Annotated in this window: 23 protein-coding genes and 3 tRNA genes (1 of these 26 only partly in view); 9 read left to right on the top strand and 17 right to left on the bottom strand. The window is 48.3% G+C overall.

Going from position 1 to position 25,754, the window contains the following annotated elements; translation table 11 throughout:
* From AC3B6P_RS05200 to AC3B6P_RS05185, 4 genes are all read right to left on the bottom strand, one after another.
* Nucleotides 1-765, bottom strand: the 5' portion of a protein-coding gene (locus tag AC3B6P_RS05200; RefSeq protein ID WP_489805049.1) for a DUF475 domain-containing protein. 264 nt of this gene lie to the left of the window's left edge; the window shows 765 of its 1,029 coding nt (coding positions 1-765); its start codon is at nt 763-765; its stop codon lies off the left edge, out of view.
* Nucleotides 766-899: 134 nt separating this feature from the next.
* Complete coding sequence (gene clpB, locus AC3B6P_RS05195; protein ID WP_489805048.1) at nt 900-3,479, bottom strand: ATP-dependent chaperone ClpB; 2,580 nt, start codon at nt 3,477-3,479, stop codon at nt 900-902.
* Nucleotides 3,480-3,601: 122 nt separating this feature from the next.
* Nucleotides 3,602-4,675: an aldo/keto reductase gene (locus AC3B6P_RS05190; RefSeq protein WP_489805047.1), complete on the bottom strand. Its 1,074-nt coding sequence runs from the start codon at nt 4,673-4,675 to the stop codon at nt 3,602-3,604.
* Nucleotides 4,676-4,894: 219 nt separating this feature from the next.
* On the bottom strand, nt 4,895-5,479 hold the full coding sequence (locus tag AC3B6P_RS05185) for a YqgE/AlgH family protein (protein WP_489805046.1): 585 nt from the start codon (nt 5,477-5,479) through the stop codon (nt 4,895-4,897).
* 73 nt (nt 5,480-5,552) lie between these two features.
* Here AC3B6P_RS05185 and AC3B6P_RS05180 point away from each other — a divergent pair, with 73 nt between their 5' ends.
* Nucleotides 5,553-6,320 carry an SDR family NAD(P)-dependent oxidoreductase gene (locus tag AC3B6P_RS05180; RefSeq protein ID WP_489805550.1) on the top strand — a complete coding sequence of 256 codons (768 nt, stop codon included), beginning with the start codon at nt 5,553-5,555 and terminating at the stop codon, nt 6,318-6,320.
* 26 nt (nt 6,321-6,346) lie between these two features.
* On the opposite strand, the gene AC3B6P_RS05175 is transcribed toward AC3B6P_RS05180, so the two are convergent.
* Together AC3B6P_RS05175 and AC3B6P_RS05170 are read right to left on the bottom strand one after the other, a co-directional pair.
* A complete protein-coding gene (locus AC3B6P_RS05175) occupies nt 6,347-8,161 on the bottom strand; it encodes a DEAD/DEAH box helicase (RefSeq protein ID WP_489805045.1) in 1,815 nt (604 codons plus the stop codon).
* A 128-nt stretch (nt 8,162-8,289) separates the two neighbouring features.
* On the bottom strand, nt 8,290-8,925 hold the full coding sequence (locus AC3B6P_RS05170) for a class I SAM-dependent methyltransferase (RefSeq protein WP_489805044.1): 636 nt from the start codon (nt 8,923-8,925) through the stop codon (nt 8,290-8,292).
* Between the two features lie 104 nt (nt 8,926-9,029).
* Between AC3B6P_RS05170 and dapF the strand changes: the two genes are divergently transcribed.
* From dapF to AC3B6P_RS05150, 4 genes are all read left to right on the top strand, one after another.
* The gene (dapF, locus tag AC3B6P_RS05165; protein ID WP_489805043.1) at nt 9,030-9,815 is read left to right on the top strand and encodes a diaminopimelate epimerase; all 786 of its coding nucleotides are present in this window, start codon (nt 9,030-9,032) and stop codon (nt 9,813-9,815) included.
* The gene (gene mtaB / locus AC3B6P_RS05160; protein ID WP_489805042.1) at nt 9,812-11,035 is read left to right on the top strand and encodes a tRNA (N(6)-L-threonylcarbamoyladenosine(37)-C(2))-methylthiotransferase MtaB; all 1,224 of its coding nucleotides are present in this window, start codon (nt 9,812-9,814) and stop codon (nt 11,033-11,035) included. The genes dapF and mtaB overlap by 4 nt, the downstream gene beginning before the upstream one ends.
* A 38-nt stretch (nt 11,036-11,073) precedes the next feature.
* Nucleotides 11,074-11,976 carry a signal recognition particle-docking protein FtsY gene (gene ftsY, locus AC3B6P_RS05155; protein WP_489805041.1) on the top strand — a complete coding sequence of 301 codons (903 nt, stop codon included), beginning with the start codon at nt 11,074-11,076 and terminating at the stop codon, nt 11,974-11,976.
* Nucleotides 11,977-12,143: 167 nt separating this feature from the next.
* Nucleotides 12,144-12,986, top strand: coding sequence for an alpha/beta fold hydrolase (locus AC3B6P_RS05150; RefSeq protein ID WP_489805040.1), 843 nt, complete (start codon nt 12,144-12,146; stop codon nt 12,984-12,986).
* A 93-nt stretch (nt 12,987-13,079) separates the two neighbouring features.
* Here the strand turns inward: AC3B6P_RS05150 and AC3B6P_RS05145 are convergent, their stop codons facing one another.
* The 8 genes from AC3B6P_RS05145 to AC3B6P_RS05110 all read right to left on the bottom strand — a co-directional run bounded on the left by AC3B6P_RS05145 (nt 13,080) and on the right by AC3B6P_RS05110 (nt 20,863).
* Entirely contained in the window at nt 13,080-14,369 is a 1,290-nt protein-coding gene (locus tag AC3B6P_RS05145) for an adenylosuccinate synthase (RefSeq protein WP_489805039.1), read from the bottom strand.
* A gap of 42 nt (nt 14,370-14,411) precedes the next feature.
* Nucleotides 14,412-15,551, bottom strand: coding sequence for an ATP phosphoribosyltransferase regulatory subunit (locus AC3B6P_RS05140; RefSeq protein WP_489805038.1), 1,140 nt, complete (start codon nt 15,549-15,551; stop codon nt 14,412-14,414).
* Nucleotides 15,548-16,711, bottom strand: coding sequence for a phosphoserine transaminase (locus tag AC3B6P_RS05135; protein WP_489805037.1), 1,164 nt, complete (start codon nt 16,709-16,711; stop codon nt 15,548-15,550). Before AC3B6P_RS05135 ends, AC3B6P_RS05140 begins: the two co-directional genes overlap by 4 nt.
* Before the next feature lie 221 nt (nt 16,712-16,932).
* Nucleotides 16,933-17,017 (bottom strand) — tRNA-Leu (locus AC3B6P_RS05130).
* A gap of 539 nt (nt 17,018-17,556) precedes the next feature.
* Entirely contained in the window at nt 17,557-18,459 is a 903-nt protein-coding gene (gene argC / locus AC3B6P_RS05125; protein ID WP_489805036.1) for an N-acetyl-gamma-glutamyl-phosphate reductase, read from the bottom strand.
* Between the two features lie 20 nt (nt 18,460-18,479).
* Nucleotides 18,480-18,989, bottom strand: coding sequence for a GNAT family N-acetyltransferase (locus AC3B6P_RS05120; protein ID WP_489805035.1), 510 nt, complete (start codon nt 18,987-18,989; stop codon nt 18,480-18,482).
* A gap of 26 nt (nt 18,990-19,015) precedes the next feature.
* Nucleotides 19,016-20,695 (bottom strand): energy-dependent translational throttle protein EttA, encoded by a 1,680-nt coding sequence (gene ettA / locus AC3B6P_RS05115; RefSeq protein WP_489805034.1) that lies wholly within the window; start codon nt 20,693-20,695, stop codon nt 19,016-19,018.
* Nucleotides 20,696-20,789: 94 nt separating this feature from the next.
* Nucleotides 20,790-20,863 (bottom strand) — tRNA-Ile (locus AC3B6P_RS05110).
* Between the two features lie 182 nt (nt 20,864-21,045).
* Here AC3B6P_RS05110 and ppa point away from each other — a divergent pair.
* On the top strand, nt 21,046-21,570 hold the full coding sequence (gene ppa / locus AC3B6P_RS05105; RefSeq protein ID WP_489805033.1) for an inorganic diphosphatase: 525 nt from the start codon (nt 21,046-21,048) through the stop codon (nt 21,568-21,570).
* Between the two features lie 200 nt (nt 21,571-21,770).
* Nucleotides 21,771-23,480: a carbohydrate porin gene (locus AC3B6P_RS05100; RefSeq protein ID WP_489805032.1), complete on the top strand. Its 1,710-nt coding sequence runs from the start codon at nt 21,771-21,773 to the stop codon at nt 23,478-23,480.
* Nucleotides 23,481-23,693: 213 nt separating this feature from the next.
* On the opposite strand, the gene AC3B6P_RS05095 is transcribed toward AC3B6P_RS05100, so the two are convergent.
* A tRNA-Gly gene (locus AC3B6P_RS05095) sits at nt 23,694-23,768 on the bottom strand.
* Nucleotides 23,769-23,893: 125 nt separating this feature from the next.
* Between AC3B6P_RS05095 and AC3B6P_RS05090 the strand changes: the two genes are divergently transcribed.
* Nucleotides 23,894-24,103, top strand: coding sequence for a hypothetical protein (locus tag AC3B6P_RS05090; protein WP_489805031.1), 210 nt, complete (start codon nt 23,894-23,896; stop codon nt 24,101-24,103).
* Between the two features lie 44 nt (nt 24,104-24,147).
* Here the strand turns inward: AC3B6P_RS05090 and AC3B6P_RS05085 are convergent, their stop codons facing one another.
* Nucleotides 24,148-24,462, bottom strand: coding sequence for a hypothetical protein (locus tag AC3B6P_RS05085; protein ID WP_489805030.1), 315 nt, complete (start codon nt 24,460-24,462; stop codon nt 24,148-24,150).
* Between the two features lie 60 nt (nt 24,463-24,522).
* Here AC3B6P_RS05085 and AC3B6P_RS05080 point away from each other — a divergent pair, with 60 nt between their 5' ends.
* Nucleotides 24,523-25,185 carry a protein-tyrosine phosphatase family protein gene (locus AC3B6P_RS05080; RefSeq protein WP_489805029.1) on the top strand — a complete coding sequence of 221 codons (663 nt, stop codon included), beginning with the start codon at nt 24,523-24,525 and terminating at the stop codon, nt 25,183-25,185.
* A 7-nt stretch (nt 25,186-25,192) separates the two neighbouring features.
* On the opposite strand, the gene AC3B6P_RS05075 is transcribed toward AC3B6P_RS05080, so the two are convergent.
* Entirely contained in the window at nt 25,193-25,651 is a 459-nt protein-coding gene (locus AC3B6P_RS05075; protein ID WP_489805028.1) for a helix-turn-helix domain-containing protein, read from the bottom strand.
* Nucleotides 25,652-25,754 lie beyond the last annotated feature (103 nt).

Genomic DNA, 25,754 nt, shown 5'->3' with positions numbered 1-25,754 from the left:
CGTCGTGAGAGCAAATGAACCAATAACACCGTCAAAACTAAAGGATGCATCCATAATTTCGAGATAAATGAACGTTCCCAAACCGGCATGTGCGGTCTTTTTATCTGAGTCTGCTACACCCTCAAGAAGTGAACTAACCCCCTTTACAACAAGATAGGTGAGCAATCCGAAAACAGCAGAGCTTAAAAACACAAAGGATTCCGACTGTGGTAAAACCCTGGCGATGATGGAAATTGCCGTCAGGACGATTATATTTTCTATCCCTTTAAAGGAAGAAAGCTTCTGTAATGGCTTTTCAATAAAGCTGAGCCAATGGACATCTTTATTTTCATTTAGGAAAAACTGAAGGCCCACCATGAGCAGGAAAGCTCCACCGAACCCCATAATAGCTGTATGTGCACCGGCCAGAATTCGGGCATAATGATGCGGATGGGATATTGCCAAATCCAAGGCTTTAATCGGCCCTACATGCGCTGAAAGAGATACGACAAGCAAAGGAAAGACAAGGCGCATTCCAAAAACAGCTATGATAATGCCCCAGGTCAGAAAGCGCCTTTGCCAAAGAGCAGTCATCTTTTGCAGAACACTGGCATTTACAACGGCATTATCAAAAGACAAAGAGATTTCAAGCACTGCAAGCAGCAAACAGATTGAAATCGCTGATAATGCCTGAGGCCATGAATGTGCTGGCAGATACCCAATTAAAAAGGCCAGCCCCAGGCAGATCACTGTAAACACAGCAGAACCACGGAAAAAACTAAGCATGGCCAATTTATATCCCTCTTTAAAAACTATTATGTTAGTGCGCTGTTTATAGTTTTTTTTGCCCCATTTGACGAGAAAGGCCCCTCTATTGAATTCAATAGAGGGGCCTCTTCATTCACCAAAACCTTATCTAACTAACTGATTTTCAAACCATTCTCATCAGCTGAAACCATAATAGTCTGACCATCATGGAACTTGCCTTCAAGCAACTGGCCTGCAAGCGTATTCTGCAATTCACGCTGAATGACTCTTTTCAGCGGACGTGCCCCATAAATCGGGTCATATCCTGCATTCGCCAGCCACTCACTAGCTTTTTCATCCAGCTCCAGCCCTAACTTACGGTCTTCCAATAAACTACGCAGACGATCGAGCTGGATTTCAACAATCTGGCTCATATCAGCACGTTGCAGGCGTGAGAAGAGAATGATCTCATCCAACCGATTGAGGAATTCAGGACGGAAATGATTACGTACAACAGTCATAACCTGAGCCTGTACCAAATCAGGCGATTCACCATCTTTCTGATTCGCCAGGACATCCGAGCCCAGATTGCTGGTCAGCACGATAATTGTATTACGGAAATCAACAACACGACCCTGTCCATCAGTCAGGCGGCCATCATCGAGAACCTGGAGAAGGATATTGAAAATATCCTCATGTGCCTTTTCAACTTCATCAAAAAGAATCACCTGATAAGGGCGACGACGAACGGCTTCAGTCAGAACACCCCCTTCGTCATAGCCGACATATCCGGGAGGCGCACCAATCAGACGTGATACAGCGTGTTTTTCCATAAACTCGCTCATATCAATCCGCAACATGGCCCGGTCATCATCAAACAGAAATTGGGCGAGTGCTTTGGTCAATTCCGTTTTACCAACGCCAGTTGGCCCCAGGAAAAGGAAAGAGCCTATCGGGCGATTAGGATCCTGCAACCCTGCCCGCGCCCGGCGAACAGCATTAGACACTGCCACCAAAGCCACTTCCTGACCGATTACACGCTGACGGAGGCTTTCCTCCATATGCAGAAGCTTTGCCCGTTCACCTTCCAACATCCGGTCTACGGGAACGCCCGTCCAGCGTGAAACGACGGCTGCGACTCCTTGATCAGTCACAGCATCTGCAAATAAAGAATCCTTACCTGCAGGATCTTCTTCTGACTGAGCCTTGGCAATATCCTGCTCTAGCTGAGGGATACGGCCATAAAGAAGCTCTGACGCTTTTTGCAGATTCCCCTGACGTTGAGCAATTTCGACCTCAGAACGAGCGCTATCAAGCTGCTCCTTAAGTTTTTGCACAGCATTGACACGATCTTTCTCTGCATGCCAGGCAACACTCATTGTGTCTGATTTTTCTTGCAGTTCAGCAAGCTCAGCTTCTAAAGCAACCAGCCGTTCTTTAGAGGCAGAATCCTCTTCCTTACGAATGGCTTCACGCTCGATTTTAAGCTGGATGATTCGGCGATCAAGTTCATCAAGCTCTTCAGGCTTACTATCAATCTGCATCCGCAAACGACTGGCGGCCTCATCAATCAGATCGATCGCCTTATCAGGCAAAAACCGGTCTGTGATATAACGATTGGAAAGCGTCGCTGCCGCGACAAGGGCATTATCGGTGATACGAACCCCATGATGAAGTTCGTATTTCTCCTTGATCCCACGCAGAATGGAGATCGTATCAGCAACGCTTGGTTCCTTAACAAAGACGGGCTGGAAACGCCGCGCCAAAGCTGCATCCTTCTCAATATATTTGCGATATTCATCAAGCGTCGTTGCGCCGATACAATGAAGGACACCACGTGCCAGCTCAGGCTTGATCAGATTTGAGGCATCCATCGCGCCATCCGAACGACCTGCACCAACCAATGTATGCATTTCATCAATAAAAAGAATGACCTCGCCTTCAGCACTCTCAATCTCTTTAAGGATGGCTTTCAGACGCTCTTCAAACTCACCGCGATATTTTGCCCCGGCAACCAGTGCTCCCATATCAAGGGAAAGAAGCTTCTTGTTACGCAAAGCCTCTGGCACGTCACCATTCACAATGCGCAAAGCCAGGCCTTCAACAATGGCTGTTTTACCAACACCAGGCTCACCAATCAGAACAGGATTGTTCTTACTACGGCGCGCCAGAACCTGAATCGTGCGTCTGATCTCTTCATCACGCCCGATGACAGGGTCCAGTTTCCCGGCCTGAGCAACCGCTGTTACATCACGGGCATATTTTTTAAGGGCGTCAAACGTGCTTTCGGCCGAAGCCGAATCCACCTTTCGCCCTTTTCTTAAAGCGGTCACAGCCTGTTCAAGCGCCTGAGGTGTCGCTTTACCTGCACGCAATGCATTTCCCGCTGCTGTCTGACTCTGGCTAATCGCAACCAAAAGGCGATCTTGCGCTACGTAGCTATCACCTGCGGCAGTCGCACTTTGTTCCGCCTGATCCAATAGACGTGCCAGATCAGGTGTTGCCTGAGGCTGACCAGCCCCGCCCCCCTGCACTTTAGGCAATTTCGCCAAAGCCATATCATTTTCATGCTGAACGGTTTTGGGATCTCCTCCAGCAGCACGGATCAGACCCGAAGCAGCCCCCTGATCATCATCAAGGAGGGCTTTAAGCAGATGTTCAGGCGTCAATTGCTGGTTATAATCACGCAAGGCAATTGTCTGGGCAGCCTGTAAAAACCCCTGACAGCGTTCGGTAAATTTCTGGATATCCATTATATATCTCCTTTAAGCCCCGTTATGGCGACTTCAAGTGTTCCGATGTCCCTTATGGCAACATCATCCTTTATATCTGGTTGCTTTTTCCTGCTTATCAAGGGGTTTTATAAAAGACTATATCACAGGTTCTTGCCTCCCCTTGCGCGACGTGCAGGCCCATGCAAGACCTCATCGGCTTCAGACAAGCGATCGGGAGCATTATTATATTGATGCCAGTAAGGATAAATCAGCTCTGGCGCACTCACTTTTTCCAGGCGCAATGTCTCTTCCTCGCTCAGAGTGAGATCAATGCTTTGAAGATTATCGATCAGCTGCTCCTCACGTCGTGCCCCCAAAACAAGAGAGGTTATGGCAGGCCGGTTAACGGTCCATGACAAGGCTACTTGCGCCGGAGAGACATTATGAGTTTCGGCAATCTCTACCAGCACTTCTATTGTATCATGAAGTTTATCAAGATTACGCACCTCCGGCTCAGTCCAGCCCTGTATACGCCGAGAATCCTCAGGGGTTGCTTTACCTCGACGGTACTTCCCGGTCAGTAGACCACAAGCAAGTGGACTCCAGACCTGCACACCAAGCCCCTGATCGACGGCCAAAGGCAGAAGCTCATACTCAGCATCACGTGACTCAAGAGAATAATAAATTTGTTGTACAACCGGTGTAATCAGATGCGTTCCTTTTGCAGCCAGCATCAATTTCATAATCTGCCATGCCGTAAAATTGGAAACACCAGCATAGCGAATCTTGCCTTGTTCCCTAAGGGTCCATAAAGCCTCAAGCATTTCTTCAGGCGGCGTCTGACCATCCCATTCATGCAGATAATAAAGATCGATCACGTCACGCTGGAGGCGTTTAAGGCTGGCTTCGCAACTTCTGATAATATGGTGCCTTGAAAGACCCTTTTCATTGGGACCAGGACCCACTGTAAAGCGGGCTTTGCTCCCAACCAATAATTCTGGATTCCGTCCTTTTAAGATCTGCCCCAGCATTTCCTCGGCTTTTCCAGAGGAATAAACATCGGCTGTATCAAAATAATTCACTCCATGCTCGATACAAAGATCAATCATGCGGGATGCGGCAGCAAGATCAACATTTCCTGTTACAGAAAAAGCGCCCTGTCCTCCAAACGTAACCGTTCCAAGGTTTAAGGCAGAAATTTTTAAACCTGATTTCCCTAATCTGCGGTATTGCATGTCCCTTATCCTTCCTAATTACACCGATAGCCTGTCTTTCTGTTAATGGATGCTTATATGAATTTTAGTCGACTTCATCTTCAGATGATATAAAAACAAAATAATACTTATGAAGTACAAATAATAATAACATTTACGTATATAGCAAAAATATATAGTTATAATTATGCCTTAACTCTTAATTGTAGTTATAAAGATACGAGATATTCTTAAAAAAACTCAACTCTCTCCTTTTTCGGGGGAAAGAAAAGCCGGTATCATCCTCAAAGAGGCCAAGGCCTCTGCCCACATTTGTGAGCTATCAGTTTCAAAGACCAGCTTTTTAGTAGCCGGGGCAATCAACCAATAGTGATGACACAAGATTTCCGTCTCTAATTGACCAGGCGACCATCCTGCACGACCAAGGACAATAAAAGCATGTTCCGGGCTATTCTCTGTGCCCAGGTCATAAAGCATCTCCAGATCGACTGATAAACGTGCTGGTCCTGAAGTCTGGGGCCTGACTGCTTCGTCATTGAGAGGTGTATGGATGATGAAGATCTGTTTCAATCCGACAGGGCCACCCAACCCAAGAAAGAGCTGTGGCATCGCTGTCAGAAAGGCAGGACCTTGTTCTTTGAACACATTTTCAAGCTTGAAATTAGATAAGCGTTTATTGATGATGACACCCGAAGCACCATCTTTTTTGGAATATCCGAAAATATAAATCACTGACTGCGCAAAAAATGTTCCCGCCAATTGTGGAGAAGCAATCAATAAATAACCTGTAAGGTCTGAAAATGAAGGGGTCTGTATCTTGCTCATCGCAATGATGATGACAGATTCTGTAGAGAAAACACAAGCCAAACTGCAAAATTATTATGAAAGTATCTTTAACATGCCGAAAAAACTGACAATTTTCGTAACTGGTGCCACAGCGGGATTTGGAAAGGCCATCACGGAAAGGCTGGTTCGTGAAGGACACCGTGTCATCGCCTCAGGGCGACGTCAGGAACGCCTTGAAACCCTGCATCATCAACTTGGAGAAGCCTGTTTGCCTTTCCCCCTTGATATGCAGGATAAAGAATCTCTGAGAGCCCTTCCCTCTTCCCTACCAAAAGAATGGCAGGAAATTGACGTACTCATCAATAATGCCGGCCTTGCTTTGGGGATGGCTCCTGCACAGGAAACCGATATCAATGAGTGGGAAACCATGATTTCGACCAATATTTCGGGTCTGGTCGAAATCACTCATGCCTTTTTGCCGTTAATGGTAAAGAGGAATCAGGGAATGATTATTTCTCTTGGGAGCACCGCAGGCACTTACCCTTATAAAGGAGGCAATGTTTACGGTGGCACAAAGGCCTTCGTTAAACAATTCATGCGGAATTTACGTACTGATCTATTAGGCACAGCCATCCGGGTCACTAATATTGAACCCGGGCTTTGTGGTGGCAGTGAATTCAGCCAAGTCAGACTTAAAGACGAACAACAGGCCAAGGCTGTCTATCAGGGGACACATCCCTTATTGCCTGAAGACATTGCTGAAACAATTTCATGGCTGTTAAGCCTGCCACCTCATATGAATGTCAATTCTATGGAACTTATGCCCGTTTGTCAGGCGGCAGGCGGCCTAGCTGTCCACAGAGATAGGTCCACCTTGTAAGGTGGACCCGCTCATCAAGCCATTTTTTATGAACGTCGACGACTGGATTTTTCACCTGAACGTCCGCCACCAGAACGTTTGCGAGGAGGTCGCCCCCCCTTATCGCCTTTCTCACCTTTCACAAAACGGTTTTCACGCTGACCACGCTCCCCACCGCGAGGACCGCCACCACTGCGTCCGCCGCGAGGAGGTCTCCCTCCGCTTTTTCCACCCTCTGCTGGAGGCGCAGAAGCTGGCTCAATAGAAACCTCATCATGTTCTGCACCAGCACGACACGAATTAAAGCGTTCAACCTTATCTTCTGAAATCTGGAAGAAAGACTGATCCTGCTGAATGCGGATACTACCAATATCCTTTTTCTGCACACCACCCAGGCGGCAGATTAAAGGAACCAGCCATTTAGGATCTGCTTTGTCATTGCGCCCAACGCTCATACGGAACCAGGCACCACTACTCTCATAAGAGCGAGGCTCACGTTTGGAACGCTCGCCTTTTTCTCCACGTTCCCCTCTCTCACGACGGGGCGGCTCTACGGAAACTGGTCTTAGATCCTCAACCTTTGGAAGCTTTGCCGTATAGAAAGAAACCAAAGCAGAAGCTAGACGCTCCGCGTCATAACGTTCGACCAATTGCCCTACCAGAGCGTCCGAAGAGACCAGCCCTTCTGTCAGAACGGGGTCCTCCAGCAAACGTGTTGCATCCTGCTGAGCAATAATTTCCGCAGTAGGTACTGTTTCCCATTCAGCCTTGATACGAGCAAAACCTAATAGGCGTTCTGCACGACGACGCTGATTGAAAGGCACCATCAGCACGCTTGTGCCTTTACGTCCAGCACGCCCTGTACGACCAGAGCGATGAAGCAATGTTTCTGATGATGAAGGAATACTTGCGTGAATGACCAATCCCAGTGCAGGAACATCAATACCACGGGCTGCCACATCTGTTGCAACACAAACACGTGCTATCCCTGAACGCAGACTTTCAATCGCCCGGGACCGTTCATTCTGTCCCATTTCACCAGAAATTGCGACAGAGGCAAACCCTCTCTCAAGAAGCTCCGCCTGAACCTGGCTGACCATCGCGCGCGTATTACAGAATACCATGGCTGTCGGGCTGTCATAATAACGCAGAACATTCACCAGAGAACGTTCCATTTCATGAGGAGCCGTTACGACACAACGATAGGTAATGTCAGAATGCTGCTTCTGACCAACCCCCATATCAATGCGCTTGGCATCTTTTTGATAACGCTTGGCAAGAGAAGCGATCTCACGTGCAATCGTGGCAGAAAAAAGTAACGTGCGACGCCCTTCAGGAGAGGCATCAAGAATCTGCTCCAGCTCTTCACGGAAGCCCATATCAAGCATTTCGTCAGCTTCATCAAGCACAACGACACGCAGCGATGACAGATCCAGCTTGCGACGGGACAAATGGTCACACAGACGGCCTGGCGTCCCGACGACAATATGGACACCGCGTTCCAATGCCCGTGCTTCCCTGCGCGCATCAGTCCCACCAATACAGCTAGCAATGCGTGCGCCTGTCTCGGCATAGAGCCATGTAAGCTCTGACTGCACCTGAAGAGCCAGCTCACGTGTCGGCGTAATAATCAACGCCAGAGGTGAGGAAACAGGAGCAAGCTTTCCGTCCCCTTCAAGAAGGCTTGAGGCAAAAGCCATACCAAATGCGACCGTCTTCCCCGACCCTGTCTGTGCTGAGACGAGAAGATCTCGGTCTTCATGCCCTGGTTCAAGCACAGCCTCTTGAACAGGTGTGGGCTTTTCATAGCCGCGTGCTTGAAGGGCGCGTGTTAAAGCAGGGTAGGTATCGGGAAAAGGCATTGTCAGCAAATACTCGGTAAATCAGATGGCCCTACGGAAAAGGCAGGGGTTAGGAAGGCGTCAATAGCGGTTTATCAGGTAAAAAGCCAGAAAATACTCAAAAAATATATCCAGCCTTCTCCCTGACACTAATTTTTAGCGGGAGCACGCCCGATAACAGCATGAACGCTATCTTTCCAGGCGGTTAGGTCTTCTGGTGGTACAACTTCTCCTGTATCCAAGTCAACAAATCCTGCTCTATGCATCAAAGTACTTACCAGACGCACACGATCGGCAGGCTCCAGAGCTTGCCAGAGGGCAACGGCCTTGGCAGGAATGAACCGGTCAGAAAAACTGACAATCAATGGAGCATTCGGCTTTAAAACCCTGAGCGTTTCTTCCAGGACTTTCTGAGGTTGTGTCAGATATGCCAGACTATCGCATAGTACGGCCCCATCAAAATAATCATCTTCAAAAGGAAAACTGGTCTCTTTATTTAGATTCTGCACAACAAAACGGGTCAGGGCCTCATTTGCCTTCAGGGCATTTTCATTCACATCAAGCCCTACAAAATCACGAAATATGGCATCTTCAGGCATGTGGCTGTCAGAACCGGCCATCACATCAAGTGTGCATCCACCAACTGGCAATGTCGTACGGTAAAGGGCCGTAACAGCGGTTTGCGCGCCTTTATCCATCAAGCTCTCTGAACCTTGACGGGCGAAAAAAATATCATCTTCCACATCACTTGCCTGTGAAAAAGCTTTTTCGTGAAGTCCCTGCACGCATTAACCTCGCTTAAAATTTCCTAAAGTAAAAATTCCCTCTTTCTAACAGGTAAGAGAGAACCAGAAGACATCAAGTCTATTATCCTATATAGGGACTTATTATGAGTTTAAATTTCACGAAAATGCACGGGCTGGGCAATGACTTTGTCGTTCTTGACGGTCGTGATCAACCGATCCCCCTGACATCAGAAATGATTCGCACACTCTGTGACCGCCATAACGGTATCGGGTGCGATCAGCTCGTTCTGCTCTCCGCTCCTACATTAGAAGGAGCAGACGTTCGCGTTCAGTTTTTCAACCCCGATGGTTCTGAAGCTGGTGCATGCGGAAATGCCTCGCGCTGTATTTCAAAATTTGTGGGAAACGACCCGGTCCTGCAAACACAAAAAGGCCTTTTACCCACTTTCAGGGAAGGAGATGTCTTTCACGTTATTATGGGTGTTCCCAAATTAGAGTGGCAGGATATTCCCCTCTCTCATTCATGTGACACGGCTCAAATGCCTCTTTATGACGGTGCTGCCTGTTCCATGGGGAATCCACATCTTACCCTTTTCCGATCCATTGAAGATGCTGCCATTCTGGGACCGAAACTGGAACATGACCCTATTTTCCCCGAGCGTGCCAATATTGGTTTTGCCGAAATCATTTCACGCACCCATATGCGTTTACGCGTCTGGGAACGGGGAGCCGGACTGACACTAGCCTGTGGCTCTGGTGCCTGTGCCGCTATTGTTAATGCTGTCAGACGCAACCTGATCGAAAGGCGCTGCATCGTTACGATGGAGGAAGGCGACCTGACCATTTATTGGGAAGAAAGCGGTCCTGTCCATATGACCGGTCCTGCGACATTAAGTTTTACCGGTGAGGTCCCTGGTCTGAATCCATGAGTGTTTCTATCGTTACTTTTGGCTGTCGGCTCAATGCCCATGAAAGCGACGCCATGCTCCATTATGCCCGACAGGGAAAAGAAAATCTGGATGGGCAGGATACGATCATCGTCAACACATGCACTGTCACGGCTGAAGCTGAGCGACAGGCCAGACAGGCAATCCGCAAGGCGCATAGAGAAAATCCCGACGCAAAGATTATTGTCACAGGATGTGCTTCTGAACGCGAACCGGAAAAATGGGCTGCATTAGAGGGTGTTGAACGCCTTATCCCTAATGGGGAAAAGCTTTCACCAGCCCGTTGGGGCGTCGACCCGAAAACCAATTTATCGCCACCTCCCTCCCGTCATACGCGGGCTTTATTACAGGTGCAGCAGGGATGTGACCATCACTGCACATTCTGCGTCATTCCGGCAGGACGTGGCTCTTCTAGGTCGCTGCCATTTTTTGATATCATCTCCCGTGCCCGTACACTGGCTGAGGCAGGCCATGAAGAGATTGTCCTCACAGGGGTTGATATTGCTTCATGGCAGGAAGGGGAAAGCGGGCTAGGAACACTTTGTCAGGCCCTACTAAAACACGTCCCTGCCATCAGACGACTCAGACTATCGTCTCTGGACCCTGTCCTGCTTGACCCGGAAAAGGGAGACAAGGCGTTGTGGTCATTACTCGCTGATGAACCACGTTTCATGCCACATTTACATCTCTCCCTTCAGGCTGGCTCTGACCTCATTCTCAAAAGAATGAAACGCCGGCACCTGACCAAGGAGGTTCGTCACTCCCTTAAAGCGATCCGTCAATTAAGGCCTGATATTGGTTTCGGGGCCGACCTGATCGCCGGCTTCCCGACAGAAACGGAAGAGCTTTTTAAAGAGACTTACCACTTTATTGAAGAAAACGCGCTGCCTTTCCTTCATGTATTTCCCTATAGTGAGCGCCCTGGCACACCCGCTGCACGGATGCCTGCCCTTCCCAAACATATCCGCCAAGAACGGGCAGCACGTTTAAGAGAGCTGGGAGAAAAAATTCATGATCACTTTCTTGAACGCTTTATCGGTCAGGAAAAGGATGTCTTGCTAGAAACAGCAACAAGCGGCCATACGCCTGAATTTGCGGTCATCACCCTTCAGGATGCTTCTTCTGTTACATCAGGCAAAATATATCGGATGCGTCTTCTGAATATAGAAAATCATAAAATAAATGCAGAAATCGTTTCCTAAGGCTTGACGGCGAGGCTGTCTTCGTCACATTCCAGCTTATGGCTGGATTTTTCTCACGACTCAAAGCGGGCCTCTCCCGCTCCAATGAACGTCTCACGGCGATTTTCACCAAGCGAAAGCTTGATAATGAAACGCTTGAAGAACTTGAAGATGAACTGATCGCTGCCGATCTCGGTCCGGTAGTGGCGGAGCGCATCATCAGTGAATTCCGAAATAAATCTTTCGGTCAGGACGTTACGAGTGAAGAAATCAAGGCAACCCTCGCCAGGGAAATTGCGCAGGTTCTTGAGCCAGTCGCCATTCCTTTCACGCCTGACCCCGAGCGTAAACCTCATGTCGTACTCGTTGTCGGCGTAAATGGTACTGGCAAGACGACAACGATCGGTAAAATGGCCCATCATTACAGGCAGGAAGGTAAATCTGTCATGATGGTTGCAGGAGATACTTTCCGCGCCGCCGCAGTGGAACAACTTCAGATCTGGGGTCAACGTGTGGGAGCCCCTGTTATTGCCAGCAAAACAGGCGCTGATGCTGCCGGCTTGGTTTATGATGGTCTGAAACGTGCGGCAGAAGAGAAAGCAGACCTTCTCCTGATCGATACTGCCGGACGTCTTCATAATAAATCTGCCCTGATGGAAGAATTGGCCAAAGTCGTCAGAGTCATGAAAAAATTTGACGAAACAGCCCCTCACAGTGTGCTGCTCGTACTCGATGCCACAACAGGGCAAAATGCACTGGAGCAGGTACGCATCTTCCGCGAACTCGTCAATGTTACAGGTCTGGTCGTCACGAAACTGGATGGCTCCGCCCGCGGTGGGATTGTCGTTGCCCTGGCTGAGCAGTTCAAGCTTCCCGTACACCTTGTTGGTGTTGGAGAACAGGCTGACGACCTACGCCCCTTCTCCGCCGAAGATTATGCAAAAGGGCTAGTGGGAGCATGAGAGTCGACTAACGTAAAATAATCTTATTATTTTACGTAACAGCGTTCTGCTTTTTATATAACGGTAAAGCTCAGGCTCAACCAAGCTTCGGCCCCAGGCTTGAAGGATTTTCCTATTCCTGGCCCGTTTCAGACTTTCAATTTACGTCGCAGCATCAAATGCTCCATATGGCTTATATGGATATTATGCCTGTTCATCCTAACGGACGCATTGCCGTATTATTTCACGGAAAAAACTTCTGCGCTGAAAGCTGGAGAGGCACTATTCACTTCCTGTCTGCAAATGGGTACCGCGTTATTGCACCAGACCAGGTCGGGCTCTGCAAATCGAGCAAAGTGAAAACCTATCAGTTCAGCTTTGAGCAACTCGCCGATAATACCCACCGTCTCCTCCGTAAATTACACATAAACCAGATTGTCTTAATCGACCATTCCATGGGCGGGATGCTTGCTGCACGCTATGGCTTGATGTTTCCCAAAGAGGTGGAGCATCTGGTATTGGTCGACCCCCTTGGTCTCGAAGACTGGCGCGCCAAAGGCGTTCCCTATCGCTCCATAGACCAATGGTACAATATGGAAAGACGTAAAACTGCAGAGCAGATCAAATCCTACGAACAAAAAATCTATTATGGCGGGAACTGGCGACAGGATTACAATATATGGGTTTCTATGCTGGCTGGTCTTGCTCAAGGTTCAGGAGCGGATGATATCGCATGGGACTCTGCCCTCACATATGACATGATTTTTACGCAGCCTGTTCTCTATGAATTTGACAAACTTGAGCCTCCGACGACGCTCATGATCGGAGATCATGATATTACGGCTATAGGGGTCGATAACGCTTCACCTGAACTTCGTTCAAAATTGGACCATTACCCAGAGCTTAGCAAAAAAAGCTGTCACAGCATTATGCCTCATGCACACTTAATCGAATTCCCAGAACTTGGGCATACGCCACAAATACAGTCACCCCAGTTATTTCATAAAGCACTATTAAAAGCCCTGAATTAAGTCAGAAAAACCATATTAAGATATTAAAAGACCGGAACAATAAAAAAGGCTGCAAAATAATTTTGCAGCCTTTTCAGCATAAAAGAACCTTGCTTACCCTTCGAACGGGTCTTTCATAAGAATTGTATCTTCACGCTCGGGACTGGTTGAAAGAAGTGTTACAGGCGCGCCAATCAATTCTTCAATCCGGCGGACATATTTAATAGCCTGAGCAGGCAGCTCTGCCCATGAGCGCGCACCTGCCGTTGTTTCACTCCAACCCTGCATAGTTTCCAGAACAGGCTTCACTTTTGCCTGAGCCGCTGGTGAAGATGGGAAACGGTCAATTCTTTTACCGTCAAGCTCATAGCCGACGCAAAGTGAGACTTCTTTCATACCATCCAGCACATCAAGCTTGGTCAGGGCAATGCCATCAACGCCACCAACACGCACAGCATGACGCACCAGCGTTGTATCAAACCAGCCACAACGACGGGGACGCCCTGTAACGGTCCCGAATTCATGACCACGTTTACCAAGCCCCTGCCCAACTTCATCATGTAGCTCCGAAGGGAAAGGCCCCTCACCAACGCGGGTTGTATAAGCTTTGGCAATCCCCAGAACAAATCCAACTGATTTCGGCCCGACACCACTGCCAGATGCAGCAATTGCAGCAATTGTATTAGAACTTGTGACAAAGGGATAAGTACCGTGATCAACATCCAGCATCACAGCCTGCGCACCTTCAAACAGAACCCGTTTGCCTGCTCTGATCACCTCATCCAGCCTGTCCCAAACCGGGCAGGCAAAAGGCAGAACCTTTGGCGCTACTTCATGAAGGAAAGAGAGGACCTGTTCTTTTGTGAAGGTCTCTGCGCCGAGGCCCGCTAGAAGGGCATTATGATGAAGTAGCAATTCATCAATTTTCCAGTCCAGCGTTTCTGGCTCCTGAAGATCACAAAGGCGGATAGCACGGCGCGCCACCTTATCTTCATAAGCAGGACCAATGCCACGACCTGTTGTCCCAATTTTATGTTCTCCGCGGGCAGCTTCACGAGCACGGTCCAGAGCACCATGAAGAGGCAGAATAAGCGGAACGGTCTCTGCAACCCATAATGTTTCAGGCGTAACCACAAGCCCTTGTGCTGTGACACGCTCAATCTCGCCAAGAAGAGCCTGAGGATCAACCACGACACCATTCCCGATCACGCCAATTTTGCCACTAACCAGTCCTGAAGGCAGAAGGGAAAGTTTATAAACCTGGTCACCTACAACCAAAGTATGACCTGCATTATGTCCTCCCTGGAAACGGACGACAATATCAGCGCGACTGGCAAGCCAGTCAACGATCTTGCCCTTTCCTTCATCTCCCCACTGGGTGCCGATTACGGTTACGTTGGACATAAAAACAGACTTTCCTTACAGCAAGAACAGAAATTTAAACAGTTAAAGGGCTTCAGCATGGCCATTATGCCAATAGTGACTGCAACGCAACCGGCGTGCTTCCTCAGCAGACGCCTCCGCTTCACCCAGAGCCTCGATTGTGGCAAAACCTTTTTTATGAAGTGCAGATAACCCCTCAGTCCCCAATCCTGAAGGAACCAGACAACGTGGACGACGGGGAGGTATTGGCGCAACCTTCAGCAGTGCTTCCGGGTGCAATGTCAGACCGCAGGCAGGCTCCTTGCCCGCCAGGTAACGCCCGCCACGACCTAATTCATCGCGCGATTTAAGCGCAAATACCGTTACACAGAGCCCTGTGTGATATCGCCACCCCCTGAAATCAACAGGGTCAATCGTCAGGCGCAGGGAAGGAAGACGTAGCCTCAGCGCAGCTACGCTCTCATGCAAACGCTCCAAATAAGGCTTTAAACGGGCAGGAAATGAAAGCTTTTGCAAACGCTCCAAAGCTCTGTCAGCCTGCCCCGCAGCCTCCATCATACCCAAAAGGAGGGGCGCAAGCTCACCGCCAACTTCTGCGACAGCTGCCGCATCCCTGCGATCCAGCGCGTGAATAAGAGCGTCTCTCTCCGTTCCCTCAAAACTCTGGTCAATCAGACTCCACACAAGAACAGGCATGGATAAGTCAAAAGAAACACCTTTGATCCCCAAAGCCTCAAGAGCTTCCGCCCCAAGAGCAATCACCTCAGCATCAGCTTGAGCCGAATCAGGACCGATCAATTCAATCCCGGTTTGTAAAATCTGCCGGTCAGATTCACGGCCCGGCGTACCGATGACAACGCAATCACCTGCATAAGAAAGACGCAAAGGCCGGGGCATATCCTGTAGACGCACTTGCGCAATGCGCGCAATCTGCGTCGTCATATCGGGTCTCAAAGCCATCATGCGGTGAGAAGAAGGGTCCAGCAGGCGGAAACTCTGCTCAGCAAGAACTTCACCAGCACCACTGAGAAGAGACGTTTCAAACTCCAGCAAAGGAGGGCGGACACGCTCATAACCATATGAGCTGAATACGTCCATAACTTTAGCAATCCCCTGCGCTTCGGCTTCAGCATCACCAGGTAAGAGATCAACAAACCCCATAGGTAAAAGAGAAGGGCTTAAAATATCTGTTGAGCCCTTCATGCCGCAAATTCCTTTCTGGTTTCGTTTGCAGCCCAGTCAAGCCATGGTAAAAGCAGGGCAATATCCTCAGCCTCGACCGTTGCCCCACCCCATATCCGCAAACCAGCTGGCGCATCACGATAAGAAGCCAGGTCATACCCTGCTTTTTCTCCGGCAAGAAGGGAAGTTAAATGCTTCACGGCTTTCCCCTTCTGCTCTTCTGACAAATTTTCAAACCATGATGCTGTAATTTTCAGACAGATTGATGTGCAGGAGCGTGTTGACGGTTCCTCAGCCAGGAATGCAACCCAGTCTGAAGCCTCAACCCAAGGCTTCACGACAGCAAAATTCTTTTGTGAACGTGCTTTAAGAGCAGAAAGACCGCCAACATCCCTGGCCCATTTCAGACTATCGAGAGCATCCTCAACACAGAGCATGGAAGGCGTATTGATAGTGTCTCCCTCAAAAATCGCCTCAATTAGACCTTTTTTATTGGTTAGACGAAAAATCTTGGGAAGTGCTCTCGGAGCGCCCTGTTCCAGACGCTTTACAGCACGCGGGCTAAGCGCCAGCATTCCATGAGCAGCCTCCCCTCCCAAGGCTTTCTGCCATGACCATGTTACGATATCGAGCCTATCCCAAGGTAGTTCCATCGCAAAAGCGGCTGAAGTAGCATCACAGATGACCAGACCTTCATGTTGGACAGGAATCAGTTCAGCTGACGGAATACAGACCCCTGATGTCGTGCCATTCCATGTCAGGACAACATCACGGGACCAGTCTATCCGGGAAAAATCGGGGAGCTGGCCATAGGGCGCTTCAAAAACACGAATATCCTCAAGCTTCAACTCATTTTTAAGGTCTTTTGCCCAGATTTCTGAAAAACTCTCAAAGGCTAGGACATCAACTCCCCTTTGGCCGCCGAGCCCCCACAGGATCATCTCCACTGCCCCGGTATCAGAAGCCGGAACAATGCCTACACGCCAGTCTTGTGGAATTTCCAGAAGAGTTTTGCTGAGTGTAATAACTTCCTTTAGGCGTTCACGTCCCTCTGGGGAACGATGAGAACGGCCCAATAATGCGTCTTTTAACACTTCAGGCGACCAGCCAGGGCGTTTTACGCAAGGACCGGAAGAAAAATAAGGGCGGGCAGGACGTAAAGAAGGCTTAGAGTGAGGCATGGCTAAAGGGCAATCCATCAGCAAAAGAAACACAATAAAAAACCGGATCAGCCAAACCCCCAACGTAGAGACGTCAGATTAAAGCCCCCGATGACAGATACTTCCGCTTCAAGCCCTGCTCTCACGCAAGTGCCCTGTCGGTGGAATATTAACATAGTGCAGTTGCGCTGTCATGGCTGCTTCTGCAACGACCAGACAGGAAGATGAAATTTTTCGATGAATGGTGCGAGAGAGGGGACTCGAACCCCTAAGCCTTGCGGCGGTCGATTTTGAGCCGACTGCGTCTACCAGTTCCGCCACTCTCGCTTTATCTGGATAACTTCCATAAAGAGAAGATAACCGTTGTGGAAGCTAGATAATCCATCTTTGCTGAAAGAGCCAGAGGGAAAGTGCCTTTAAAAACAGAAATTTTTATTCGCTAAGTTTCTAGTTTTTTAATACGAATATTTCTTTCTGTACAGAAATTGCTGTACAGCAATTTCTCGTTTTTCCGCAATCTTCTGCCAAATAACCATTACAAATCAGGAAACCTGCCACGTTGATCCTTTAATCTGCACCGACATTATGAAACGAATGTTTGTCAATCAGTCATGATATACGTACAAAAACCGCCAATACACTTATGTGTAAACGCATCAAGCCTGAATAATTGAATGTACTGATAAATATAATTCAATTATGACCCATCATACATCTGCCTATAGGGCTCTGCATCCCATTAACACGCAATTCTCGTATCTTTTTTTAGATAAAAATTACATTACACAGAGACCTACCATCCATTAAGTCAGTAATTCCCTGACTTAATGCTCACTTCAGAAAACCAAGTAGGCCCTATTCTCGATTTAAGAACCCCTGCTCATGAGCATCAAGTTACGCACCGCTGCACCGGATGCCCCTTTTCCTAGGTTATCCAGTGTCGCTGTCAGTACAACCTGCCCTTCATGTCCATGAACACGTAACTCCATATCATCACGCCCAGCCAAACTATCGGCGAGAAGCATTGATTCTTCCTCACAAACGCGAATCGTTTCAGCATTCTGATAGGCGTTTTTGAGCACTGAAATAACTTCTTCCTTTGAAGGGAAACCTGGAAGATTAACGAGGTGCAGAGGAACTGATACGATCATTCCCTGTGCAAAATGGCCAACAGACGGCACAAAAAGTGGTTTATGCTTAAGCCCACTATAATGTGTTATTTCGGGTAAATGCTTATGGGTCAATCCCAGACCATAGAGCATGAAAGCTGGCCCATGATCACGCTCATGATCTTCAATCATGGTACGCCCCCCTCCACTATAACCAGACACCGCGTTAATGGAGACAGGATAATCAGCAGGCACGAGGCCTGACCTCACCAAAGGACGCAACAGCGCAATTGCTCCCGTTGCATAACAGCCGGGATTACTGACGTAAGACGCTTTGCGAATCAGGTCACCCTGCTCTTCCGACAACTCTGGAAGACCATAAACCCAGTCTGGCGCAACCCTGTGGGCCGTGCTGGCATCAAGAAAGCGCGTCACGCCCCTACCGAGAGAAACCGCTTCCCGCGCTGCATCATCGGGTAGACAGAGCACAGTAATATCAGCCTGTTGCATAAGCACTTTGCGGGCCTGCTGATCTTTTCGCAAAGCAGGATCAATATGCAGAAGTTCAAACCCGTACTCAGCTGGCAGATTTTCCAGCCTCTGGCGAATCCCAAGCCCCGTTGTTCCGGCCTCTCCATCAATAAAGATTCGCGTTGTCATGCCTGTTTCCCTTTTTTACCTTACCAGTCCAAGCTTTTCTGTTTCTTTTCATAAAGTAGCATAATTTGCCCGTCACGCTGGAATTGTTCAGCAAGCGTCATACCAATACTGCCCAGAACAATCCGGGAGGCCAGATTATCTTCACGCGTCACAGCAACAACGCGCTCTTCCCCGTTATCCAATGTAAAAGCGAGCGCCCTGCCAGCCGCCTCACGCGCAATCCCCCTGCCTGAGACATGGGAGAAAAGGGCAATTCTCAACCCCAACCCGCGCCCATCGGGGCGTTCATGCACGCCGGTCATGCCGACAAAAACATTTTTTTCAAAAATGGAAAAAATGCCCACGCCCCGCCTGGCCCAGAACGCAATATCCTCAGCCATTTCACATTCAGCCTGAACACGATTACGCACGCCACCAAGCATGGCGCCGAAAGCCCCTATATCACTTTTCAGACGTGCCATAGACTCCATGTCCTGCCAATTGACAGGACGGAGCACCAGACGCGCTGTCTGAAGCTCACGCCCCAGCACAGCAGCCTGTAACAGTCATATTATTTTTAACGCGCGATAGGACGGTAACGGATACGACCTGGCTCAGTCGCATCAGGGCCCAGACGACGACGCTTATCTTCTTCATAGTCCTGGAAATTGCCTTCAAACCATTCGACGTGACTATCGCCTTCAAAGGCTAGAATATGTGTCGCCAGACGGTCAAGGAACCAACGATCGTGGGTAATCACCACGGCGCATCCTGCAAAGCTCTCAAGAGCTTCTTCAAGGGCACGCAGCGTATCAACGTCAAGATCATTAGTCGGTTCGTCGAGCAAGATCACGTTATTATCCTGTTTCAGCATCTTTGCAAGGTGAACGCGGTTACGCTCTCCTCCCGACAGGATACCAACGCGTTTTTGCTGATCTGACCCCTTAAAATTAAAGGCGCCGACATAAGCACGGGAAGGCACAGCCCGTTTACCCAGATAAATAACATCTGTGCCGCCTGAAATTTCTTCCCAAACCGTTTTATTGTCATCAAGACTATGACGGGACTGGTCAACATAACCCAGCTTGACCGTATCACCAATCGTCAAGCTTCCTGAATCCGGGTGATCCTGCCCTGTGATCATTTTAAAGAGGGTCGATTTACCAGCACCGTTCGGACCGATAACCCCGACAATGCCACCAGGCGGAAGTTTGAAGCTCAGATTGTCAATCAGCTGACGGTCGCCAAATCCCTTGGAAAGATTTTCTGCCTCAATAACTGTGCCACCCAGACGTGGTCCAGGGGTAATAACGATTTCAGCTGTGCCCCCGACACGCTCCTGCTCAGCTGCAAGCATTTCTTCATAACGCGTGATACGAGCCTTGCTTTTGGCCTGACGGGCTTTAGGAGAGCTGGCAATCCAGTCCTGCTCAGCAGCGAGGGCACGCTGACGCGCACTCTCCTCTTTTTCTTCCTGAGCCAAACGCTTACGTTTCTGCACAAGCCATGAAGAATAATTTCCTTCAAATGGGTAGCCACGGCCACGTTCAATTTCCAAAATCCAGTTCGTGACATTATCGAGGAAGTAACGGTCATGGGTGATGACCATGACAGTGCCTGCATAATCACGGAGGGTCTTTTCTAGCCAGGCTACACTTTCTGCATCCAGATGGTTGGTCGGCTCGTCAAGCAGAAGAAGGTCAGGTTTTTCCAGCAAAAGACGGCAGAGGGCCACACGACGGCGCTCTCCTCCAGAGAGATGTGTCACTGGGCTGTCAGCAGGAGGGCAGCGAAGAGCGTCAAGAGCAATATCTAACTTGCGATCAAGTTCCCATCCATCGCCCGCATCAATCTTTTCCTGAAGCTCTGCCTGCTCTGCAAGAAGTGCATTCATTTCCTCATCGGACATTGGCTCTGCAAATTTGGCAGAAATCTCGTTAAAGCGATCTACCGCATGTTTAATGGCGCCAAAACCAATGGCAGCATTCTCACCAACTGTCAGGTTAGGATCAAGCTGTGGCTCCTGTTCCAGATAGCCAATCCGCACACCTTCGGCAGCCCAGGCCTCACCACCAAATTCCTTTTCGATCCCCGCCATGATTTTGAGCAGGGTCGATTTACCGGCACCGTTAACACCAAGAACACCAATCTTCACACCGGGAAGGAAGGAAAGTGTAATTCCTTTAAAGACCTCTCTCCCACCAGGATAAGCCTTGGTAAGGTCCTTCATGACATAGACGTACTGATAGGCTGCCATGGGAGGTCTCCTTTAACGCAAGCCGGAAAAATGACAGAGAAACACGCTATAACCCTTAAGGTTAACCTGATGGCAAGGTGTCAGAAAAACACCCTGCGCCCGGCAGGACTCGAACCCGCAACCTAGCCGTTATGAGCGGCCAGCTCTAACCAATTGAGCTACAGGCGCCCAGGTGGAAATGGAAATCGCTTAATTTTATCTTTTTTTCAACCCCATAAGCTATAAATAATATCGAAATTCTATAGAATTGTTCTCCGAAGATGGTTCTCCTGACAGGAAAGTGGGCTTTTTTGCATGAGAACCTTTCATTACGCCTTATGTTTTTTCAACAGTCAGTGAGTATGATCCCTATGGATACTTCCAAGATCGCAGCCGGCAAAGATGTGCCTAATGATGTTAATGTCGTTATTGAGATTCCCCAAGGCTCTCAGGTCAAATATGAAGTCGATAAAGAGAGTGGTGCAATTTTTGTTGATCGTTTTCTTTTCACACCCATGGCTTACCCAACTGCCTATGGATTTATCCCCAACACATTAGCTGCTGATGGTGACCCAGTTGATGCCCTGGTTCTGACACCTAACGCTGTTGTGCCAGGCTGTGTGATCCGTGCACGCCCTATCGGGGTTCTGAAAATGGAAGATGAAAGTGGCCGTGATGAAAAAATCATCTGCGTCCCTCATGACAAAATTCATCCCCAATTCTGCAATATCAGCAAAATTGAGGATCTTCCTGAAATCACCCTGAAAGCCATTTCCCATTTCTTTGAACGTTACAAAGATCTGGAACCTAATAAATGGGTTAAGGTTTCTGGTTGGGGAAATAAGGAAGAAGCAGGGAAAATTATTCTCGAAGCCTTGAAGGCCGCCCAGAAATAAAACACAAGGCCGGTTAGCCTCCATCACCTTAATTAACAGCCTAACCGGCCATATATTTTATATATAATGATATATTTGCAACACTGTAACGAAATTGTCTTTTGTGACCTTATTTACCAAATTTTCTCCTATTGCGATCATAACAAAAATCTAGGATGAAAATTAATATCCACGCAAAAATTATATAACAGGACCCCTTTATGGAGCGCAGGCTTTCAGAAAAATCTTCCCATTCCTTCAGGGCACATTACTGTACCCTGGCCCTTTCCCTCATATTTCTATTGGGTGGGACCATTCTCGCAAGCCCTACAGTACATTCCCAGACGTTAATATCCAGACCGCAGGAAAAAACATCTAAAGCACCAATTTCTGCTCCCTCGCCCTCTACCGAAACAGGGACCATCCAGCCTGCAACTCCCGAATTACTCCATGACCTGGCGCCGATCCATATTAATCCCGCAGCTCCAACTCTAAATTACGGGTATGAACCCATCCAATATGGCGTTTATGATCAAAATGCGATGGATATGGCGGAACGCGTTACACTGCCACTAAGCAATATCGCTTTCGGTAAAAACAGCTCCGTTCCCGCCCTTCCGCATCCAGAAGCCATTCTTCCTGATCCATTTGGTTGGAATAGTTATCTGCGCAATCACGGCATCGCCATTATGCTTGATAACACGAATGAATTTGCCAATGGGATCACGAGCCCTTCCAGACGCTGGAACAGCCACCATGGGGGGAGCCTGCGTAAAGGTGGTGCAAATGCCGGACAATACGCACTTGAAAGTGATATTGACTGGGAAATGCTTGCTGGTCTTACCGGTTTTGCCACCCATGCTGTCATCGTCGGACGTTATGGAACACCGGGCAGCAACATGTATGGCGACAACCTTAACCCAAGCTCTGAAATTTACGGTGGTGGCGGAAATGTTTTCGTCCATATGGTTTATTTTTATGGCGAAGAAACGCTTCTGAAAGGGCACCTAGACATTGCAGCAGGCCGTATGTCATTTTTATCCGACTTTTCGGCTGATACACTTTACTGCAATTTCATGAATAATGCCTTTTGCGGCAACCTGAAACCTTCTTCAGACAATTACGCTCATTCCTCCTATCCGGCTGCAAACTGGGCTTTACGTGTGAGATATCGTCCGACTGACCATACTTATTTCCAGATCGGTATCTATTTCCCACAAAAAGAGGTTTATAATTACACACGTAATCGTACAGGTTTCAGATATAGCAGTTCTGACCTCAGTGGTCAGAGTATCCCAATCGAATTTGGTTGGACTCCTGAATTCGGCAAAGACAAACTTCCGGGAAATTATAAAGTTGGTTTTGTCGAGGATACCGCTGAGCATAATGATAATTATTACGATGTTCATGGCAGGCCATGGGCCATCACAGGTGATAAAAAACGCGTAAATCACAATGCCTGGGCTGCCTGGGTTATCGTAGACCAGATGCTGATTCGCAATAACACGCCTGATACAATGGAAGGAGGTCTCTCCCTTGTTGCAGGTGCTTATTTCAATCAGCCACGGGCCTCAACACGCAAAAATGAGTTCCAGTTCGGCCTCGTTGATACCGGATTCTGGCCCGCACGCCCTCTTGATGCTTTCGGGATCAATTATGGCTATACAAGCGTTTCTGGCAGTGTAAAGCGTACCCAAAGGCTCCAGCTAGCCCAGGGTGGACACGTCACTGCCATAGGCGGACCAGCCCTCATGAATGGCTCTTATGACCTTCAGAGAAGTGGCAGCACGATTGAAGCCATGTACCGTATTCACGTTATGCGCGGCGTCACATTTGCCCCGGACTTTCAATATTACATCCACCCCGGCGGGCAAAGAACCCTCAAAAACGCAGCCATGATCGGCTTTAAATCCCACATCCAGCTTTTTTAAGGACATAATAAATACGCCCATAATTTTTCCTTATGGGCGTGTTTCATGATTTCTATCGTAAAAAAGTGATTCATCGATCATTTCGACAAAGCCACAGCGTAGTTCATGCTCTCGACGAAAGAGTCAACTCTCAGAAATTCTTTGGATCTTTTCAGGAAAAAAGAAAGGATAGTTTGTCACTCTTTAAACTATTCCGTTCTATAATGAAGCGACTGGAGCGGGCGATGGGATTCGAACCCACGACCCCAACCTTGGCAAGGTTGTGCTCTACCCCTGAGCTACGCCCGCGTTCCGTCGTTCGGTAGGTGCGTTATGCTCGAAATTTTGGTTCAGCGCAAGCCCTAAAAAACAAGTTTTTCCATTTTTTTATCTTTTTTTTCAAAGCCCTGTAAAATTATAGAAAGGAAAGCATCATGACGAGACTAACTGCCAAAGAAAGACGTGCTCTCCCTGACAGTGAATTTGCTGGCCCCAACAGGACCTACCCTATTCCAGACCGCTCCCATGCTGCCAATGCAAAAGCACGTGCGACCCAAGCTGTAGAGGCAGGACGTATGCCCATCAGTGAAGAAAAAACCATTGATGAAAAGGCTGATGAGGTTCTGGAAGAAGGCCATAAATAAGACCCCTCTAGCTTCCCCATCATTTTCAGCCTTGTAGAATCTGCCTATTTATTGGGGCTTCCATATGAAACTTCAGTATCTGTCTGGACGGGATGAGCTTCGCGTTCTGCAACCGCACCCGTTGCCCCTGTGCCCATAGCTGCGCCATGTCCTTCTTCATCAGGCACATTCGCCGGCATTGAAAGGAAAGGAACCTTGTCAGCAGATTTTCTATGCATGGATTTATCCAATGCGAGAGAAGCACCAGGATAAGATTCGGTCATATCTGCCTTAGGACCACTAAATTGAGGACCATCATCTGAACAGGCAGCCAGGCCCAGGGGGCATAAAATAACCAGGAACAAAAATTTATTCATCATTACATCTCCCTCGTCATTTCCATCATTGACGCATTTCTTTCTGCATGGAAAGAGATAGCTATGTTTATAGGGAAACCCACCTCATTTTATCGTTCCTTGCAAGCCTGGTCTGACAGTCTTTTTGTCGATCACGCTATTTTCAGACTCATATGGACGAATCTCTCACCTGTTATTGAGGGGAAGGTCTGGCGGTGCAATCACCCTACACCACAGCGAATCAGACGATTAAAGAAAAAACTGGGGCTGCGCAGCATCATTAATTTGCGCGGTCATCGCCAATGTGGTTCAGATGCCCTTGCCCGCAATTGCTGCGCGACAGAGAACATACCCTATATTGATATGGCTTTTGAAAGCCGCAATGCCCCTCATAAAGACCGTATTTTAAAATTTTATGAAATTTATAAGACCTTGCCGACTCCGACCCTCATCCACTGTAAATCAGGAGCAGATCGGGCAGGTCTGGCTAGTGGCCTGATTATCCTTTTTGAAGGTGGAACCACACAACAAGCCCTAAAACACCTTCACTGGCGTTTTTTACATTTTAAAGGCTCACGCACGGGAGTCCTTGATGCCTTTTTTCTTTTATTCCAGAAAGAAGGTGAAGGAAAACTACCTTTCATCAAGTGGGTTGAAGATCATTATGACGAACAGAAATTACGTGACAGTTTCAGAACAAAACCCTGGAGCAATCTCATAACGGATTATATTCTACGCCGAGAATAGAGAGCCCTTATATATCCTGCTCCGCAAGATTTTTTAAAAGCTGTAAAATCTGACGCCTCGTCGCAATATTTTTGACGCGATAATAAGCCTTTACCAGTTCCAATGTTTCGGCTTTTGTCAGGAGTTTTGCATCATCAAGAATATCAGAAGCCACTTTCTGGCTTTGGTTTTCACGACGCGAAGGGGGACGTAAAGGCTTCACACCATCGCATAGAACATACCCCCTCTGAGCCGAAGGAAGATCTGGCAGATCCTCAAAAAAGAAATTGACGGGGATTCCCAGAACGTTGGCAATTTCATAGAGCCGCCCTGCCCCAACCCTGTTCGCTCCACGTTCATATTTTTGAACTTGCTGGAATGTTATCCCGAGGGAGTCCGCCAGCATTCCCTGAGACAACCCCCTAAGAACACGAAGCAATTTTATCCGACTTCCTATATGGACATCTACAGAAGTTGGCACTGGCATACCCCTTCCGGCTCCTCCAATAAGGACCACACAATGCGTGACGGCCTCTCCGAAATGGGCGGAATATAATTTATATTTAATTAAAAATCAAATCATCATAGAT

This window comes from Aristophania sp. ESL1142 (genome assembly GCF_058107345.1).
This window is presented reverse-complemented; position numbering and strand designations above follow the sequence as displayed.